Origin of the sequence: Lawsonibacter sp., assembly GCF_022777125.1 — a bacterium.
GTDB classification, from domain to species: domain Bacteria; phylum Bacillota; class Clostridia; order Oscillospirales; family Oscillospiraceae; genus Lawsonibacter_A; species Lawsonibacter_A hominis.
On sequence record NZ_JALFGV010000040.1, the window covers coordinates 1 to 14,756 of the forward strand.

The 14,756-nt window shown below is 53.2% G+C and carries 16 protein-coding genes and 1 pseudogene; 6 read left to right on the plus strand and 11 right to left on the minus strand.

All coding sequences use genetic code 11. The features are described 5' to 3' along the window. Window positions 1–120: 120 nt before the first annotated feature. Window positions 121–258 (minus strand): helix-turn-helix domain-containing protein, encoded by a 138-nt coding sequence (locus MR825_RS14365; RefSeq protein ID WP_353845861.1) that lies wholly within the window; start codon window positions 256–258, stop codon window positions 121–123. A 116-nt stretch (window positions 259–374) separates the two neighbouring features. Here MR825_RS14365 and MR825_RS03375 point away from each other — a divergent pair, with 116 nt between their 5' ends. Further along, entirely contained in the window at window positions 375–563 is a 189-nt protein-coding gene (locus tag MR825_RS03375; RefSeq protein ID WP_186906684.1) for a hypothetical protein, read from the plus strand. A 180-nt stretch (window positions 564–743) separates the two neighbouring features. Here the strand turns inward: MR825_RS03375 and MR825_RS03380 are convergent, their stop codons facing one another. Both MR825_RS03380 and MR825_RS03385 read right to left on the minus strand, forming a co-directional pair. Further along, a complete protein-coding gene (locus tag MR825_RS03380) occupies window positions 744–1,565 on the minus strand; it encodes a 4Fe-4S binding protein (RefSeq protein WP_186906683.1) in 822 nt (273 codons plus the stop codon). A gap of 68 nt (window positions 1,566–1,633) precedes the next feature. Further along, on the minus strand, window positions 1,634–2,425 hold the full coding sequence (locus MR825_RS03385; RefSeq protein ID WP_186906682.1) for a tRNA lysidine(34) synthetase: 792 nt from the start codon (window positions 2,423–2,425) through the stop codon (window positions 1,634–1,636). A gap of 223 nt (window positions 2,426–2,648) precedes the next feature. Here MR825_RS03385 and rplM point away from each other — a divergent pair, with 223 nt between their 5' ends. The 4 genes from rplM (at window position 2,649) to MR825_RS03405 (ending at window position 6,374) form a co-directional block, all read left to right on the plus strand. Beyond that, window positions 2,649–3,080, plus strand: a complete 432-nt coding sequence (gene rplM / locus MR825_RS03390) for a 50S ribosomal protein L13 (RefSeq protein WP_186906681.1) — start codon at window positions 2,649–2,651, stop codon at window positions 3,078–3,080. A 17-nt stretch (window positions 3,081–3,097) separates the two neighbouring features. Beyond that, complete coding sequence (gene rpsI / locus MR825_RS03395) at window positions 3,098–3,502, plus strand: 30S ribosomal protein S9 (RefSeq protein ID WP_186906680.1); 405 nt, start codon at window positions 3,098–3,100, stop codon at window positions 3,500–3,502. Between the two features lie 480 nt (window positions 3,503–3,982). Then, window positions 3,983–4,336 carry a BlaI/MecI/CopY family transcriptional regulator gene (locus tag MR825_RS03400; RefSeq protein ID WP_287878876.1) on the plus strand — a complete coding sequence of 118 codons (354 nt, stop codon included), beginning with the start codon at window positions 3,983–3,985 and terminating at the stop codon, window positions 4,334–4,336. Window positions 4,337–4,340: 4 nt separating this feature from the next. Then, window positions 4,341–6,374 carry a M56 family metallopeptidase gene (locus tag MR825_RS03405; protein ID WP_287878877.1) on the plus strand — a complete coding sequence of 678 codons (2,034 nt, stop codon included), beginning with the start codon at window positions 4,341–4,343 and terminating at the stop codon, window positions 6,372–6,374. Between the two features lie 287 nt (window positions 6,375–6,661). On the opposite strand, the gene rbr is transcribed toward MR825_RS03405, so the two are convergent. The 3 genes from rbr to MR825_RS03420 form a co-directional block, all read right to left on the minus strand. Continuing rightward, on the minus strand, window positions 6,662–7,846 hold the full coding sequence (rbr, locus tag MR825_RS03410; RefSeq protein WP_287878879.1) for a rubrerythrin: 1,185 nt from the start codon (window positions 7,844–7,846) through the stop codon (window positions 6,662–6,664). Between the two features lie 3 nt (window positions 7,847–7,849). Continuing rightward, a complete protein-coding gene (locus MR825_RS03415; RefSeq protein ID WP_441328106.1) occupies window positions 7,850–9,784 on the minus strand; it encodes a [FeFe] hydrogenase, group A in 1,935 nt (644 codons plus the stop codon). 95 nt (window positions 9,785–9,879) lie between these two features. Continuing rightward, window positions 9,880–10,257 (minus strand): Fur family transcriptional regulator, encoded by a 378-nt coding sequence (locus tag MR825_RS03420; protein WP_287878880.1) that lies wholly within the window; start codon window positions 10,255–10,257, stop codon window positions 9,880–9,882. Between the two features lie 325 nt (window positions 10,258–10,582). On the opposite strand from MR825_RS03420, the gene MR825_RS03425 reads away from it, so the two are divergent. Beyond that, a complete protein-coding gene (locus tag MR825_RS03425) occupies window positions 10,583–10,789 on the plus strand; it encodes an AlbA family DNA-binding domain-containing protein (protein ID WP_287878882.1) in 207 nt (68 codons plus the stop codon). A gap of 442 nt (window positions 10,790–11,231) precedes the next feature. On the opposite strand, the gene MR825_RS03430 is transcribed toward MR825_RS03425, so the two are convergent. The 5 genes and pseudogenes from MR825_RS03430 to MR825_RS03450 all read right to left on the minus strand — a co-directional run bounded on the left by MR825_RS03430 (window position 11,232) and on the right by MR825_RS03450 (window position 14,562). After that, entirely contained in the window at window positions 11,232–11,654 is a 423-nt protein-coding gene (locus MR825_RS03430) for a hypothetical protein (protein ID WP_287878884.1), read from the minus strand. Further along, window positions 11,651–13,158, minus strand: a pseudogene (locus MR825_RS03435) (Y-family DNA polymerase). The gene MR825_RS03430 and the pseudogene MR825_RS03435 overlap by 4 nt, the downstream one beginning before the upstream one ends. Before the next feature lie 67 nt (window positions 13,159–13,225). Next, the gene (locus MR825_RS03440; RefSeq protein WP_287878885.1) at window positions 13,226–13,540 is read right to left on the minus strand and encodes a carboxylate--amine ligase; all 315 of its coding nucleotides are present in this window, start codon (window positions 13,538–13,540) and stop codon (window positions 13,226–13,228) included. A gap of 28 nt (window positions 13,541–13,568) precedes the next feature. After that, complete coding sequence (locus MR825_RS03445; RefSeq protein WP_287878887.1) at window positions 13,569–14,111, minus strand: ImmA/IrrE family metallo-endopeptidase; 543 nt, start codon at window positions 14,109–14,111, stop codon at window positions 13,569–13,571. A 37-nt stretch (window positions 14,112–14,148) separates the two neighbouring features. Continuing rightward, a complete protein-coding gene (locus MR825_RS03450; RefSeq protein ID WP_287878889.1) occupies window positions 14,149–14,562 on the minus strand; it encodes a helix-turn-helix domain-containing protein in 414 nt (137 codons plus the stop codon). Window positions 14,563–14,756 lie beyond the last annotated feature (194 nt).

The window sequence follows — 14,756 nt, forward strand, 5'->3', positions numbered from 1 at the left end:
GCTGCCGCAGAAGTATCTGGGCGATTATCTCAATGAGTATTGCTTCCGGTTTAGCCGGCGTAACTTTGGGGCCCATTTGCTTGACCGTTTGGTCATTGCTGTTTCTAATTCCTCGTTGGCTTACTCAAGGGGATAACCATATTTATAATAGTGGTCAATTGTCTGATACTTAATCCCCGACATCTTTGCCAGCGCATATCGGGAGATCCTGCGTTCATCCAAGTAGCGGTTCAGCTTCAGGCGGACTGTTTTCGCCATTGCAATCACCTCTTATTGGTATATATCTTACAATGGCTATTTTGCTATTGGCAATCTTCCGCTTAATGGATATAGTTAAACAGGCATATACCTATATATAGGTACGCGGTAATCGTATGGTCAATTACAAACATTTATATTCCGGCCTGTTCAACGCCATCACCGATGCGCTGGAGCTGCTGGCAGCCGGAGACGTGATCGCCATGCGCAATACCCTCCAGGACGCCCAGCGGCATACCGAGCAATGCTATCCGGAGGACGACGCAGCCCCCTCCAAAGGTCTGCTTACGTCCGGCCGAACCTAGACGCAAGCCTGCCGGAACGCCGGGCCCCGCCCCGCCTTTCGGCGCCACCCCCATAAAACACTCAAAGCAGGGGGCGGCAGCCCCCTGCTTTGGCTCAGCTTGTCGAAAAAGCTCCCGCAGAGCGCCTGGCAGCCTTCCCCGCAAGGGGCGGCGCCGCCGCAGCCGCGCGGGCGTCTTCCGCTACAGGAAAACGCTGTTTTCCGCGGGTTTGGAAAAATTCTGCTCCAGCATGGCCACATGGGACTGAAAGGCCGCGTCGTCAAAGTATTTGGCTCCGCGGGTGCAGCGGCGCACGCAGGCCTGGCACTTGATGCAGGTCCCCGTGACCTGCGTGACGTCGGCCGGGTTAATGGCCCCCATGGGACAGACCCGGGCACAGACCCCGCAGCCGCAGCACCGGCCCGGATCGGTCTGTGGCTTGGCCTTGAGAAACTTGGCCGGCTGGCCGTCCGTCCCCCTGGGCACGTAGTAGGCAGCGGCGGCGTCCCCGGGCACGGCCGCCGGGGCGGGGGGCGCCGCCAGGGCGCGCACCCGCTCCGCCACACATCGGGCAAAGGCGTCCGCCTGCCGCAGGTCGTCCCCATCCGGCCGGCCGGCCGCCAGACGGTCGGTAAAGGCATGGCGGCCGACAAAGGCGGCGGCGGCCACGGTGTGGAACCCGTCCGTCTCCAGCGTGACGCACAGCTCCGCCAGGGCGTTGTCAAAGCTGCGGTTGCCGAAGGTGACCACGCCCACCGCCAGCGCGCCGCCGCCCTGCAGCTTCGTCTGCACATCGGGCAGGATCTTGTTGGGCAGCTTGCCCGCATAAGTGGGCAGCCCGACGACCACCAGATCTCCTGCGCGGAACCGCCGCGGCTGTGCGCGGGCGTTCTGCGGCGTGAGATCCACCATGCGGCAGCTTTGCCCCAGTCCGTCCGCCAGTCCCGCTGCAAGGCGCTCCACCACCCTGCGGGTATTGCCGGTGGCGCTCCAGTACACGCCCCACACCTGCTTGCATTCCATGAAAACCGCCTCCCTTTTTTCCGCGGGCGTCCCGCGCCGCGGCATAAAACAAAATCGGGCCGCGCCGGCTAAGGGGCCGCCCCGCGCCAAGCCTCCCCGTCCGCAGGGTCCTCCGGCAGCGGCACCCGGCGGTGCTCCACCGGGCCCCACTCGGGCAGCGGCAGGTTCTGCATCGCGCCGAAGACCCGGTTTTTCAGGCCCGGATAGCGCCCGTCCAGCGCCCGGATCAGCTCCTTGATCTCCTGCCGCTTGGTGTTCCCGTCCGCCGGGCAGGGGTTGAAGACCACCGGCAGGCGGCCGCGCTTTGCCGCGTTGCGCAGCATTCCCTCCCCGCAGTAGAGCAGGGGCCGGATCTGAGTGATGCCGGTGCGGTCCAGATAGGTCACCGGCTGAAAACAGGACAGCCGTCCCTCATAGATCAGGGAAAGGAAGAAGGTCTCCACCGCATCGTCGAAGTGGTGGCCCAGGGCGATCTTCCGGATGCCCCGCTCGGCCAGCGCGTTGTGGAGGGCGCCCCGGCGCATTTTGGCGCACATGGAGCAGGGATTTTTCTCCTTCCGGAGATCAAAAATGATGTGATGGATCTCGGAGGGAAGCAGGGTGAAGGGCACGTCCAGCGTCCGGCACAGCTGCGCCACACCGGTGAAGTCCATCCCCTCTCCCCCGTCCACACGGCCCATGTCCAGGGTGAAGGCCTCCACCGTGAAGGGCTTGGGATAAAACGCCCGCAGTTTGGCCAGCGCCACCAGCAGCGTCAGGGAATCCTTCCCGCCGGACACCCCTACGGCCACCCGGTCCCCGGCCTGGATCATGTCGTAATCCTCCACACAGCGGCGGACATAGCTCAGGATCTTGTTCATAGGCACCTCAAAATTCAAAAATTGAAAGAGAGCATTCAAGCGTATCGATGAGAAAAACAGCGATTTCAAGAGATTTTATCTTTCTAAATTGAAAATTCCGAAAAGAAGGTTGACACCCCGGAACTACCGTATTATAATACAAAACGCTCCAATCGTCCAGATTGGGGCGACTATTGTGTTTAAGCAATTTTTGAAGATAGAAAGCGAAATTGGAGGTTTCACCATGTCCACTTTTATGGCCAACAAGGGGAACATCGTCCGCAAGTGGTATATCCTCGACGCGGCGGGCAAGCCCCTGGGCAAGACTGCCGCCGCTGCGGCCACCCTGCTGCGCGGCAAGCATAAGCCTGAGTACACCCCCCATGCCGACTGCGGCGACTTTGTCGTCATCGTCAACGCCGAGAAGGCCGTTCTGACCGGCAAGAAGCTGGAGCAGAAGTATTACCGCACCCACTCCGGCTGGGTGGGCGGCCTGAAGGAGACCAAGTACCGCCTGCTGATGCAGCAGAAGCCCGAGCTGGCCATGCGCGTGGCCGTCCGCGGCATGATGCCCCGTAACATCGTCACCAAGGATTCTCTGACCCGCCTGCATATTTACCGCGGCGCCGAGCATCCCCACACCGCCCAGAAGCCCGAAGCCTGGGCCGCCAACTAAGCAGGAGGTAGGAACTGATGTATAAGAGCAAGAAGCCTTATCTGTACGGCACCGGCCGCCGCAAGTCCTCCGTGGCCCGGGTGCATCTCTTCCCCAACGGGACCGGCGCCATCACCATTAACGGCCGCGACATCGACGATTACTTCGGCCTGGAGACCCTGAAGCTCATCGTCCGCCAGCCCCTGGTCACCACCGAGCTGCTGGGCAAGGTGGATATCGCCGCCACCGTCACCGGCGGCGGCGTCACCGGCCAGGCCGGCGCCATCCGCCACGGTGTGGCCCGCGCCCTGCTGGAGGTCAATCCTGAGTACCGCGCCGCCCTCAAGGCCGCCGGCTACCTGACCCGCGATCCGCGCATGAAGGAGCGCAAGAAGTACGGCCTGAAAGCCGCGCGGCGTGCTCCCCAGTTCTCCAAGCGCTAAAATGTTTCAAATTTTCCCGGAAAACTTCGGTTTTCCGGGATTTTTTTATCTAATTGTTCTAAACTTGTTTTTTGCCATTCGCATTCCGTCGTTGCAACGTGGTACTATATATAGTTCATTAGACTAATTTTAGACACAATATATAGGGTTATTTAGAGGTTACAAAACTTAATTTTCACGTTTGAGGTTACAAAAGAGGTTACGAAAATGCTCAGAAATTGGTATCAAACCAGCGAAGCATCCTGAATAACAATACCGTAATTTTGAATACAATGGAGCAACACAGCACGCGCAGCAGGATTTCCACCGCGCGTGCTGTTTTCTGACAGGATGGCTAGGGGCCAGGCAAGATAGTCTCAGCCACAAGGAATCTGCCAGGCTTTATCAGGTTCCATACGCGAAAGCATATTGACAAAAACATCTACATCATGTAGACTAAAGTTGCTCTACAAGATGTAGACAGTTATGGAGGGATGCTGTATGCCCACAATGGGAGCACTGGAATCTCGTTTTGCCGATTTGATTTGGAGCCATGAACCTATGGCCTCCAGAGATCTGATTAAAATGGCGGAGAAGGAATTAAACTGGAAGTCCACGACATCCTATACGGTCTTGAAACGATTGTGCGACCGAGGTATTTTTCAGCTGCAGGACAAAACGATTACTTCCCTGATCTCCCGAGAGGAGTTCTATGGGATGAAAAGCGAACAGTTTGTGGAGGAAACCTTTGACGGCTCCCTGCCGGCATTTATTGCTGCCTTCGGCACCCGAAAGAAGTTATCCGAGGAAGAAGTGGAGGAACTGAAGAAGCTGATCGACGGACTGCGGAGGTGACAGGATGTTCTTCTATACATTTTTACCGGTATTGCTCAACATGAGTCTCACCGCAAGCGTGGTCATTGTATTTGTCTTACTCTTGCGGCTCCTCCTGAAAAAAGCACCGAAGGTCATCTCTTATGCACTCTGGGGCATCGTTCTTTTCCGGCTCCTTTGTCCAATCTCCATTGCATCCGGACTTTCACTGTTTGGTCTGCTGGACACACCGGTAGCTACAAGCGGAACCCTGGCCAGCAGTATTGCGTATATCCCAAGCGATATTGTCCACACGGAATATCCCACTGTGGTTCTCCCGGCGCCTGGTATCGGAGAGGCCATCAGCGAAACGCTGCCCCAGGGCGAGGAACAACTGGCGGCAGATCCTTTGGAGGCGCCTACAGCGATTGCAACCTATATCTGGATGGCCGGTGTTGTGGCTATGGGGATCTATGCGGTGGTATCCTACCTGCGTTTACGCAGAAAGCTGATGACTGCATCTCTGGTGAGAGAGAATATCTATCTTGCAGACGAGATTACCTCGCCCTTTGTAATGGGCCTGATTCACCCAAAGATCTATCTTCCGTCCTCACTGGGAGAGCGGGAACAGTCCTATGTTGTGATGCACGAACAGCATCACATCCGGCGGCTGGACCACATTATGAAGGTGCTGGCGTTCATTGCCCTTTCCATCCATTGGTTTAATCCGCTGGTCTGGTTGGCATTTGTGATGGCAGGCAGGGATATGGAAATGAGCTGCGATGAAGCAGTTATCAGGAAAATGGGCGACGGCGTTCTGGCGGACTATGCCGCATCTCTGCTCAGCCTTGCCACCGGCAAGCATATCATTGCCGGGATGCCTCTGGCTTTTGGAGAGGGGGATACCAAGGGGCGCATCCGTAATCTGGCCAACTGGAAGAAACCTGCTTTTTGGGTGGTTTTGGCCGGCGTCATCGCCTGCGCTATTCTGGCTATCTGCCTGTTGACCAACCCAGAAGGACCACGCAGTTTGCCCCTGACCGGACGCAATATTGCTGACCTTGATCCGCAAAAAATCGTAGATGAAATATCCGATTTGGAAAATCTCAATAACAGTTCTTCCACGCTTTGTACGAATGAGGAGATTGCCCACCGCCTGTACCTTACGGGTGATTTTGAGTGGCTTGACCACGAAACAATGCCCTTTTATTACACCAAGAATCAGAAGACATATATGGCGCAGTTTGTCGTCCTCGGTGGGAACTATTCTGTAACCGAAAGTTCTGAAGGCACAGAGCAAGATACCGTCTTTCTCTTTCAACACTATCTGGAGGCTTTGAAATATCTGCCGCAGGAGCAAATCAAGGAAATTGCTCCAGATGCTGACCAGTTTAATATCGCCTTCCTTGCGTCAGGCACTCCTTCATCTGATTATGAGCATGTTATCACCTATACCGATGCAGGAATAGGGAATGCTGACGGCTGGCTGATACATTTGAAGGTCCAACCGATGTACAAGACCGGTGATGATAGCTATATGGGGCGACCAGGGGATGTCATTCATGTGTTTTACGGAGGATGTCCTACTGTGCAGGAATGGTTTGACCACACAGACAACCCCTCCGATGCGTACGAATATACGCCTCTGTATGCGGATCTGCCGGAATTTCCAAACGCCACATTTCGATATGCAGGCAATATCGGAGTCTCCGATGGCAATGCTTCCGGGCCGCGCGTTCTTATTACGGGAATGCCTATCTGGAACGCCTATTTCTGTGATCTCACAGGTGACAACCTCCCTGAAATCTGTGCGACCTTGAGCATCGGTTCTGGCATGATCGACAACCGAATTATCATCTACGACTACGCAAACGGAGTGAGTTATGAACTGGAAGACCGAGGCAATCACGACTACACGCTGTCCTTGCAAGATGGTAAGCTGATAGTCACCAAGTGCGTTTACAACAGCTCCACTGTAGTAGAGACCGGTTACTTGGCTTATCTGAATCATACCATCCAAATCATACCCTGGACGATAGACTCAACAGAGTCGCTTCCCAGCACAGCTGATGTGTCTTAAACTTTTGAAGAATTATCTGCAAGGTCCGCAGAATAATTCCTTGATTTATTCATTGTGAAACAGACAATAGTTATGGCGAGAAGAGAAAGATGACTATGGGAATGTAAATCAAGCTCTACTACTACGGATCTGATAAAATTGTCGAGCATCCCGAACTGGGCAAAGGTGTTGAATTGTTCCATCTATGACTTGGTGGATGGAGGATAACGTTCGTACTGTGCATCGGACAGATAAAGTATTGGGAGCGCTGCAGAATACGTTCTGCAGCGCTCCCTGTTCTTTAGGAATCAATAGTTGTCGCTGTGAATTTCAAAGAAGCTCTTGGCATACAGACAGGTGGGACACACCTCCGGGGCGGCAGTACCCACTACAATGTGGCCGCAGTTGCGGCACTCCCACACCTTGACCTCGCTCTTTTCAAAGACCTGAGCCGTCTCCACATTGTGCAGCAGGGCACGATAGCGCTCCTCGTGGCGCTTCTCGATGGCGGCTACCAAACGGAACTTGGCGGCAAGCTCCGGGAACCCCTCCTCTTCGGCGGTTTTGGCAAAGCCGTCGTACATATCGGTCCACTCGTAGTTTTCACCCTCAGCGGCGTGGAGCAGGTTCTCGGCAGTGCTTCCCACACCATGCAGCTCCTCAAACCACAGCTTTGCATGGGCCTTCTCGTTCTCGGCGGTCTTCAGGAACAGCTCTGCAATCTGCTCATAGCCCTCGTTCTGAGCCACGGAGGAGAAATAGGTGTACTTGTTCCGGGCCTGGGACTCTCCGGCAAAGGCCGCTTCCAGATTCTTCTCGGTCTGGGTGCCGGCGTACTTGTTCGTACTCTTGACGGGAGCTTCCTCGATCAGTTCAAAGGCGGAGGCGGGCTGCTTGCAGACGGGGCAGAACTCCGGGGCGCTGTCGCCTTCGTGAATATAGCCGCAGACTTTACATTTCCACTTCTTCATACTCTTTTTTTCTCCTTCTGATATGGGTTCATTACAAGGAATGCGTTCCAACAGTTCTTTTGCTGCCTCCACAGGGAAATCGGAGGCGGGCGGCGCGTCCACAAAATTCTGCAGCAGCTGATGGGCGTTAGCGCTCTGAGAAAGCATATACCCGGCCTCCCGGAGCAGGTCCTCATTGACCAGGCGGACGGATTTTTCCGCGGCTTTCATCAGACGGTACAGACCATCCTTGTCTGTCTGCTCCGCCAGCTGCCGGGCAATGTTCTCCTGATCTGCCTTATTTCCGGCCATATGGTTGGCTTCAGTCACCACATTCTGAGCTTTCTTCTGCTGGGGCGGATATTCCGTAGGGACCATGGAGATGGCGCCGCTGGGACAGGCATCAGCACATATGCCGCAGCCCAGACATTTGTCCACATCAATGATGCTGTTCTCCGTGTCGGTTGCGCCGGTAGGACATACATACAGGCACAGACAGTCCTTGGTGCATAACCGCAGATTCCGTACTGCAACTTGCTTCATGGTTTAGCCTCTCCCTTCTATTTTTTCAAATTTCCATGCCGGCACCTTGCAGACCGGGCAGAGCTGGGGAGCACTGTCACCCACATAGATAAATCCGCAGACCGTGCAGACCCACACTTGGGTGTCTTTCAAAAAGGCCTCCCCATCCTTTTGGTAGCGGTTCAGCAGAGACTCCAGCATCCGGGTGACCTTTTCTCCCCAGACACAGATCCGCTGGGTTCCCCGGTCACCGGCGGCCACGGCTGCGCCATTCAACCCGGGATAGCCCTCACTGAGATCCTGCCGGATCAGCTCCAACAGCTTGTCCAGGCTGGGATCGGCCACCGGAGACTGGGCAGCGGACAGATAGTCCGCAATCTCCCGGAACAGGGCGGCCTCCCGCTCTTTATACTGCTTTTCACAGCCCCGAGCCAGGTTGGAGCAGACGGCAGACAACTCCCCGGCGGACAGCTGTCTCATCTCGTCCATCTGATGGATGGGGGCTGGCTGTGTTTTGGTCTCAACGGAGGACTGCTGGGGGGCGAAAGCGCTCTTGTCGGCACCGCACAGGGGACACACCCAGCTCTCCGGCAGTGTTTCAAAGACAGTGCCCTCCTTTGCCTCATCATAGATGTAACCGCAGATTCCACAGACCCATTTTTTCACAGAATCTCCTCCCTTCTGATGGATCAGTTCGTTTCGATCCTGGTAGGTGGTGTGAAGCATCTGTTCGGCCAGCGGGCTGAGGGGCTGTCCGTAGAAGGCTTCGTAGACCTCTTTGATTTCAGGATTTTCATGGCTGGTACGAAGGGTCATGGCGCCGTCCCGCTGATAGAGCGCGGCAATGCGGCTCTTGCGGACCTCGTCGGCATTTTTCATGAGATTCTTTGGCTGTCCGCCGCCGCCAATGCAGCCGCCGGGGCAGGCCATGACCTCCACAAAATGGTACTGCTTTCCGCTTTCCTCCATCCGCCGGAGGAAGGCGCGGGCATTGGCGGTGCCGTAAACCACGGCCACTTGCAGCGTCAGCTCCCCAATTTCCACCTGGGCCTCCCGCACCCCATCATAGCCCCGAACCGGGCTGAGGTGAAGCAAAGACTCCGGAGCGCGCTGACCGGAGAGATACTCATAGGCTGTGCGCAAAGCGGCCTCCATTACCCCACCGGTGTTGCCGAAGATGACGCCCGCACCGGAGGCCTTGCCCATCAGGGAATCGTAGGCAGAATCCTCCAGGGCGTCCCAGTCAATTTCCATAGCCTTGGCCCACCGGGCCAGCTCCCTCGTGGTGATGACTTGGTCGGTGTCCCGTATTCCCTCCACACCGTGGTAGTCAGCGGCGGCGTGCAGCTCCTCCCGCCGGATTTCAAACTTTTTGGCGGTGCAGGGGGTCAGAGCCACATGGACGATCTGCCCGGAGTCCAGCCCCATCTTTTGGGCAAAGTAGGTCTTCACCGTAGGCCCCTGCATCCCGATGGGGCTTTTGGCAGTGGACAGGTGCGGCAGCAGTTCGGGGAAATAAATCTCAGCGAAATGCACCCAGCCGGGACAGCAGCTGGTAAACTGGGGCAGAGGCCGATCCTGTTCCGTAATGCGGCGGATCAGCTCGCTGGCCTCCTCCACAATGGTCAGGTCTGCGGCAAAGTTGGTGTCCAGCACATAGTCTACCCCCAGAGCCCGGAGTAAAGCCACCATTTTTCCCTCCACAAAGGCGCCGGGCTCCAGACCGAACTCTTCGCCAAGCGAGGCACGGACGGCGGGGGACGTGCTGACCACCACCACCTTGTCTGGGTCGGCAATGGCCTTTTGCACCTGGGAGGTTTCATCCCGCTCGGTGATGCTGTCCACTGGGCAGACATTGGCACACTGACCACAGTAGATGCAGATAGCCTTTCCTCCGGTTTGTTCCAGCGTGTAAGTGCCGTGTACCCCCATCAGGTTGGTACAGGCCTCTTTGCACATACCACAGCGAATACACTTTTCTTCCCAACGAACAATACTTGGATTATCATTCTCGATGGGGACACGAATCGATAAAGGCAAATGGTTCAGTTTCCTCACATTCCTTTCTTTCCAATTTTCTTTCTGCAGTCCTCACATAGATACGTCAATTTCAGATCATAGGACAAAATAGAGATCCCCGCCTTTTGCTCCAGCTGCGCGGTCAGATCTCCCAGGTCAATGTCCAGCAGTTTGCCGCAGCTTTTGCACACCAGATGGTCGTGGCGCTGGATCCGGTCGTACCGGTCCGGCATTCCCTCTACCGACACCTTGCGGATCAGGCCATCCTCCCACAGCCGATTGAGGTTGTTGTATACAGAGGCCAGCACAACCGAGGGATAGGTTCGACGAAGCACGTAAAAAATTTCCTCAGCCGTCATATGACTGTGAGAGGAACTCACAATCTCTAAAATTTTCTTTCCATACTTCGTCATAGCACCCAACACCAATTTAGAATGATTCTAAAAATATTATATTGGTTTTTGAAGTTCCGTCAAGCGGCAAATCCTCCAAAATAGGCAGGTCTATTTTGGACAGAAAACTGACCCAGAAGACACAGCAGGAACAGTTGGGGCTTCTCCTTACACTCGCAGCAATGAAATTATAGCTGTCACCGCAGTATCCGTGTGCTCCGACGCTGTCTGTGATCAAATATATGGTCAAAAAGCCCTTCTTAACCAGGTACGGCATCCGCTGCCGCCTGTCCAGAAGGGCTCTTTTTCATGTTCAGGTTTGGGGTATTGTACCTATGCAGAGGCCGTGGGAGATATCTGCAAAGAAGTCATTGCCTTTGCTAATACAAAAGACGGCACGCTGTATATTGGCGTCAGCAACGATGGAAATGCCTCGGGGATCAAAAACGCCGACCAAGTCATTTTGCATCTAAACAAGTGGTATGGCGGTGTGGATTTTCTTGCTTTTGGTAGAAAAGATACAGATGTACTTCGGTTCAAAAACCGGATATGACAGGCAAGTTCTATCTCTTTCCGGCAATACAGAATGCGGACAGCTTGTCATGGAAGATGTTTCTATGTAGAGGGCGTGTTTGGAATATTTCCGTGTTTGGGATTGCAAGAAATGGAGAAAAAGGGTAGAGAAAAACCGATGCTTTTTGCTGGTGTTTGATGCTCTTTCGCTCTGTTTGGCAGTGTTTGGTCCGGCGTGTGGGGTTCGAATGTCTGGGAATGCAGTCCCAAAGCAAGCGCGCTACCAACTGCGCTACACCCAGATATCCTCAGTATTATAGCAGGAGTTCGGATATCTGTCCAGCCCATTGGTAATGTTACAGGTAGAATATTTGAGGGTATTCATGATCTGCCCACCTCTACCTGACTCTACGCAACCATATCCTTATAGATGGCTACATTTTACTGAATTGTTGAGCCTTCATGGTTGACATAGGAGAGAATTACAGAACGCCTTGAAAGCAGTCTCCTTTTATATCGGCAATGTCATCCAGCGGAATCTTTTTCCCATCTGTCATCACCAGAAGACGCTCATAGAGGTCAACCCGTTTTAGGTTTCCGATAAGGATGGCATAGGAACCACCAGGCTTTTTCTCGTCTGGAATAAAGAAGGTAACGCTTATCTCCGGTCTATCAGCGATTATCTCTTGGAGATACTGCAGCTTTCTGTCCAGCAGATCTTGGCCTTCATCTCCAAGCTCCACCCTATTATCTGTCAGGCGCCCAGCTTCTTTGACGGCATCATCATAACCACTGAGAGCAGCAAAAGGAGAGAACTGTGCAGCTCGATCCAACATAGACATCTGTGGCCTTGTCTCAGAAACATGATGGGGCAGATTGATGATGTCTTCATACTTCTCCGTCATGCTCTATGGCCTCCAATTTGCTCGTTCCTGTCCTTGGCTGTTGCGCCTTCCTCTAAATTCATTCCCTTCAAGATGGCGTTTTTCCCGTATTTGTTCTTAATAGTAAGCATAACCTCCTGCATTTTTCGCTCTCGATCCAGTTCTGTTTGCTCTTGTTTTCGACGGGCCTCAACGGCAGCATAATCGGTGAATAGATCCATCTGCTCAAATTCACCCTCTCGAGTCATCGCATCACTCTCTGAAATCACCCGACCTGCGACGATGTTAAGTCGTCGCACCAAGAGGTCGGTATTCACAATACGATCAAAGAGCGCTGTAGCCGTCCCCATGATTTTCTTGGTAGAGGAGGTATAATCGTCCAGACGCTCGGTTCCATGGGCGTGCTTTGGAACCTCGCGGCCATAGTGATCCTTGATTATTGGGCCATGATACCGATTTCGCCGTGCCTGATCGGTTAAGTTCTCAATATCATAGCCGACCGTCAGAACAATCTGGTCTGTCACCAACTTCTTGCTAACCAGGTCTAATGCCAGTTGTTCTGCCATTTCCCTCAGCACCAAACGGGCCTTTTCTGCGGAATACGGGCAATGCAGCACCTGACCGGATCCGAGGCTGTTTTCGCTGGGATGATATGCCTTAACCGCTTGGATGGTACAAGGTTCCCAGCCCCACGCATGGTCAATCAGCAACTCAGCATTTTTCCCAAAGAGCTGGTAGAGCAGATCCTCATTGCGTACGGACATTCGAGCAACATCGCCCATGGTAAACATTCCATGTGCCTCCAACTTCCTGGCGTATCCTCGTCCAACTCGCCAGAAATCGGTGAGCGGTTGGTGGGACCACATGGTCTGACGGTAGGTCATCTCATCCAGTTCGGCGATGCGCACACCATTCTTGTCTGCGGGGATATGCTTTGCCAAGATATCCATTGCAACTTTACATAAATACAGATTCGTACCTATACCCGCAGTGGCTGTAATTCCGGTATCCTCGATCACATCCAGGATAATTTTCATTGCGAGTTCCCTGGGTGTGAGTTTGTAGGTGGATAGATAATTGCTGACGTCCATAAACATTCATCAATGGAATATACGATGATATCTTCTGGAGCAATGTATTTCAGATAGATGCTGTAGATGCGTGTGCTGTACTCCATGTAGTAAGCCATACGCGGTGGCGCAATCAGATAGTCAATCTCCAGTCCCAGTGTAGCATTTAATTCAGAGAGAAGGCAAGACTTTCCAGAAAAACGGTGCCCAGGCGCATCGTGAAGCCGACCGCGGTTGGCCTCCTTCACCTGCTGGACCACCTCAAACAGCCGAGCGCGACCAGAGATCCCATATGCCTTTAAGGACGGCGTAACAGCAAGGCAAATGGTCTTATCGGTACGGCTCTCGTCGGCAACCACCAAGTTGGTGTCCAGAGGATCGAGACCTCTCTCCCGGCACTCGACGGAGGCATAGAAGCTCTTTAGGTCAATTGCGATATAAGACCTTTGCTTCATGCTAAGATCGCCTCCTCTAGATTCTCACTATTTAACGCCAAAACAATCCTAGATAGGGGATGTAATATTATTTCTCAAGTTCGTATTCCTCAATAATACCGTAGTCGATCAGAATGTTTTTGTCCGCATGAGTGGGATAAACAATACCTGTCATCTCATAGTCGTATCTCCGCACACGACGAAATTCCTTAACTGGCTCCGGGGCAAAAGCTGCGGTTTCATAATTCGCATATTCAGGCGTTCCCGCCAGATCATCGGATACCGCACGAATTAGGGCATCTGTAACTGCCTCCAGATTCATGCCATACTCCACGGCAACCAGCTCATGCCTACGGATGTCTTTATCTAAATTTCCAAAAGAACGGTACAACTTGTATTTCATGGAGAAATCCTTCCTAGTAGCACTACTGCTACTGCCGCAAAAAATCACTTCTATGATTCACCGGACGTAAATCGTATCCGAGTTCCGTCAGGTGTGCTATTTTTAAGGCGACCAGGTTAATGTCTGTATCCATTGCCCTTGCGATTTGCTCAGCAGAATAGTGATAGGTATAGATATAGTCCAGCAGCTCCTCATTGTCTATCATAATTTCGGCAGCAACAATGTTTGCCTCATATTCTGGCCGCGTGGTCATGTCATAAAGCATAAATTCGTGCAGACTGTTTGCCTGCGCCAGCTTCCGATGGAGCTGATCGTGTCCAAGCTCATGGGCACAGACAATGCGGAGCATTCTATCACCCAGATCCTTATTCAAAAAAATAAAGCGATTTCGTTTGATGACGCGGTACATTCCCTTCAGAGAGCCAAAATCCTCACATAGAAGAACAGAAATCCCCAACTCTCTTGCAATCTGGAAAGGATCGCGTGTTCCGAAGCGCCGCACCAGGGATGCGCCGACTTTGGAGAGCATTTTACTGGTCATGAAGCCCACCTCCGTCTTGCGGATATTCATCATTATTATCTCACAGCATAGGTCCCACAGATTGGACTTACTCCTCCTGCTGGCGATATTTTGTTGGCGTAAATTTCTTATTCCGCTCCTTGGCCATCCAATAGGCATCGTTGAGGGCACGCATCGCACCCTCAAGTGCATCTTCAGAAAGTTGGCCGCCGGCAAACAAGCCAGTCACCTCACTGACCAACTCATCGATGTCCCGCGCCGCTTTTGCACCGCCCTTCTGATATGCTTCCACCGAATAGATATCCGGACTGGTGAGAAGGTAATCTGCAGTTGTACCAAGGACGGTAGCTAAATCACCAATCACCTTCATGTTGCCAGGTTTCCTGGAACCCATCTCATAATTCTGAATCGTCCGCGTTGTTACAGAAACTTTTTCTGCAAGTTCTGCCTGTGTTAAACCAGCCTCAAGCCGTTTTTCTTTCAGACGTTCTTTAAACCCCATAAAGGCACCTCTTTCTATTTCTCTGCCATTAGGACGAACACTTTTTCGCAATTCGGGATTGACACGAAAATTTGTTCTGGATATAATGGAAATGCAACACGAAACTCTGTTCGCATTTAGATGTTAACACACGAACAGAGTTTTTGTCAATCTAAAACACGAAAAAATGTTCGTACATCCGGAAAGAAAACGGA

What these genes read in the sequence shown, in the direction of transcription:
- MR825_RS14365 (WP_353845861.1), bottom strand. Translation starts at nt 258, where the DNA reads ATGGCGAAAACAGTCCGCCTGAAGCTGAACCGCTACTTGGATGAACGC.
- MR825_RS03375 (WP_186906684.1), top strand. Translation starts at nt 375, where the DNA reads ATGGTCAATTACAAACATTTATATTCCGGCCTGTTCAACGCCATCACC.
- MR825_RS03380 (WP_186906683.1), bottom strand. Translation starts at nt 1,565, where the DNA reads ATGGAATGCAAGCAGGTGTGGGGCGTGTACTGGAGCGCCACCGGCAAT.
- MR825_RS03385 (WP_186906682.1), bottom strand. Translation starts at nt 2,425, where the DNA reads ATGAACAAGATCCTGAGCTATGTCCGCCGCTGTGTGGAGGATTACGAC.
- rplM (WP_186906681.1), top strand. Translation starts at nt 2,649, where the DNA reads ATGTCCACTTTTATGGCCAACAAGGGGAACATCGTCCGCAAGTGGTAT.
- rpsI (WP_186906680.1), top strand. Translation starts at nt 3,098, where the DNA reads ATGTATAAGAGCAAGAAGCCTTATCTGTACGGCACCGGCCGCCGCAAG.
- MR825_RS03400 (WP_287878876.1), top strand. Translation starts at nt 3,983, where the DNA reads ATGCCCACAATGGGAGCACTGGAATCTCGTTTTGCCGATTTGATTTGG.
- MR825_RS03405 (WP_287878877.1), top strand. Translation starts at nt 4,341, where the DNA reads ATGTTCTTCTATACATTTTTACCGGTATTGCTCAACATGAGTCTCACC.
- rbr (WP_287878879.1), bottom strand. Translation starts at nt 7,846, where the DNA reads ATGAAGCAAGTTGCAGTACGGAATCTGCGGTTATGCACCAAGGACTGT.
- MR825_RS03415 (WP_441328106.1), bottom strand. Translation starts at nt 9,784, where the DNA reads ATGTGCAAAGAGGCCTGTACCAACCTGATGGGGGTACACGGCACTTAC.
- MR825_RS03420 (WP_287878880.1), bottom strand. Translation starts at nt 10,257, where the DNA reads ATGACGAAGTATGGAAAGAAAATTTTAGAGATTGTGAGTTCCTCTCAC.
- MR825_RS03430 (WP_287878884.1), bottom strand. Translation starts at nt 11,654, where the DNA reads ATGACGGAGAAGTATGAAGACATCATCAATCTGCCCCATCATGTTTCT.
- MR825_RS03440 (WP_287878885.1), bottom strand. Translation starts at nt 13,540, where the DNA reads ATGAAATACAAGTTGTACCGTTCTTTTGGAAATTTAGATAAAGACATC.
- MR825_RS03445 (WP_287878887.1), bottom strand. Translation starts at nt 14,111, where the DNA reads ATGAATATCCGCAAGACGGAGGTGGGCTTCATGACCAGTAAAATGCTC.
- MR825_RS03450 (WP_287878889.1), bottom strand. Translation starts at nt 14,562, where the DNA reads ATGGGGTTTAAAGAACGTCTGAAAGAAAAACGGCTTGAGGCTGGTTTA.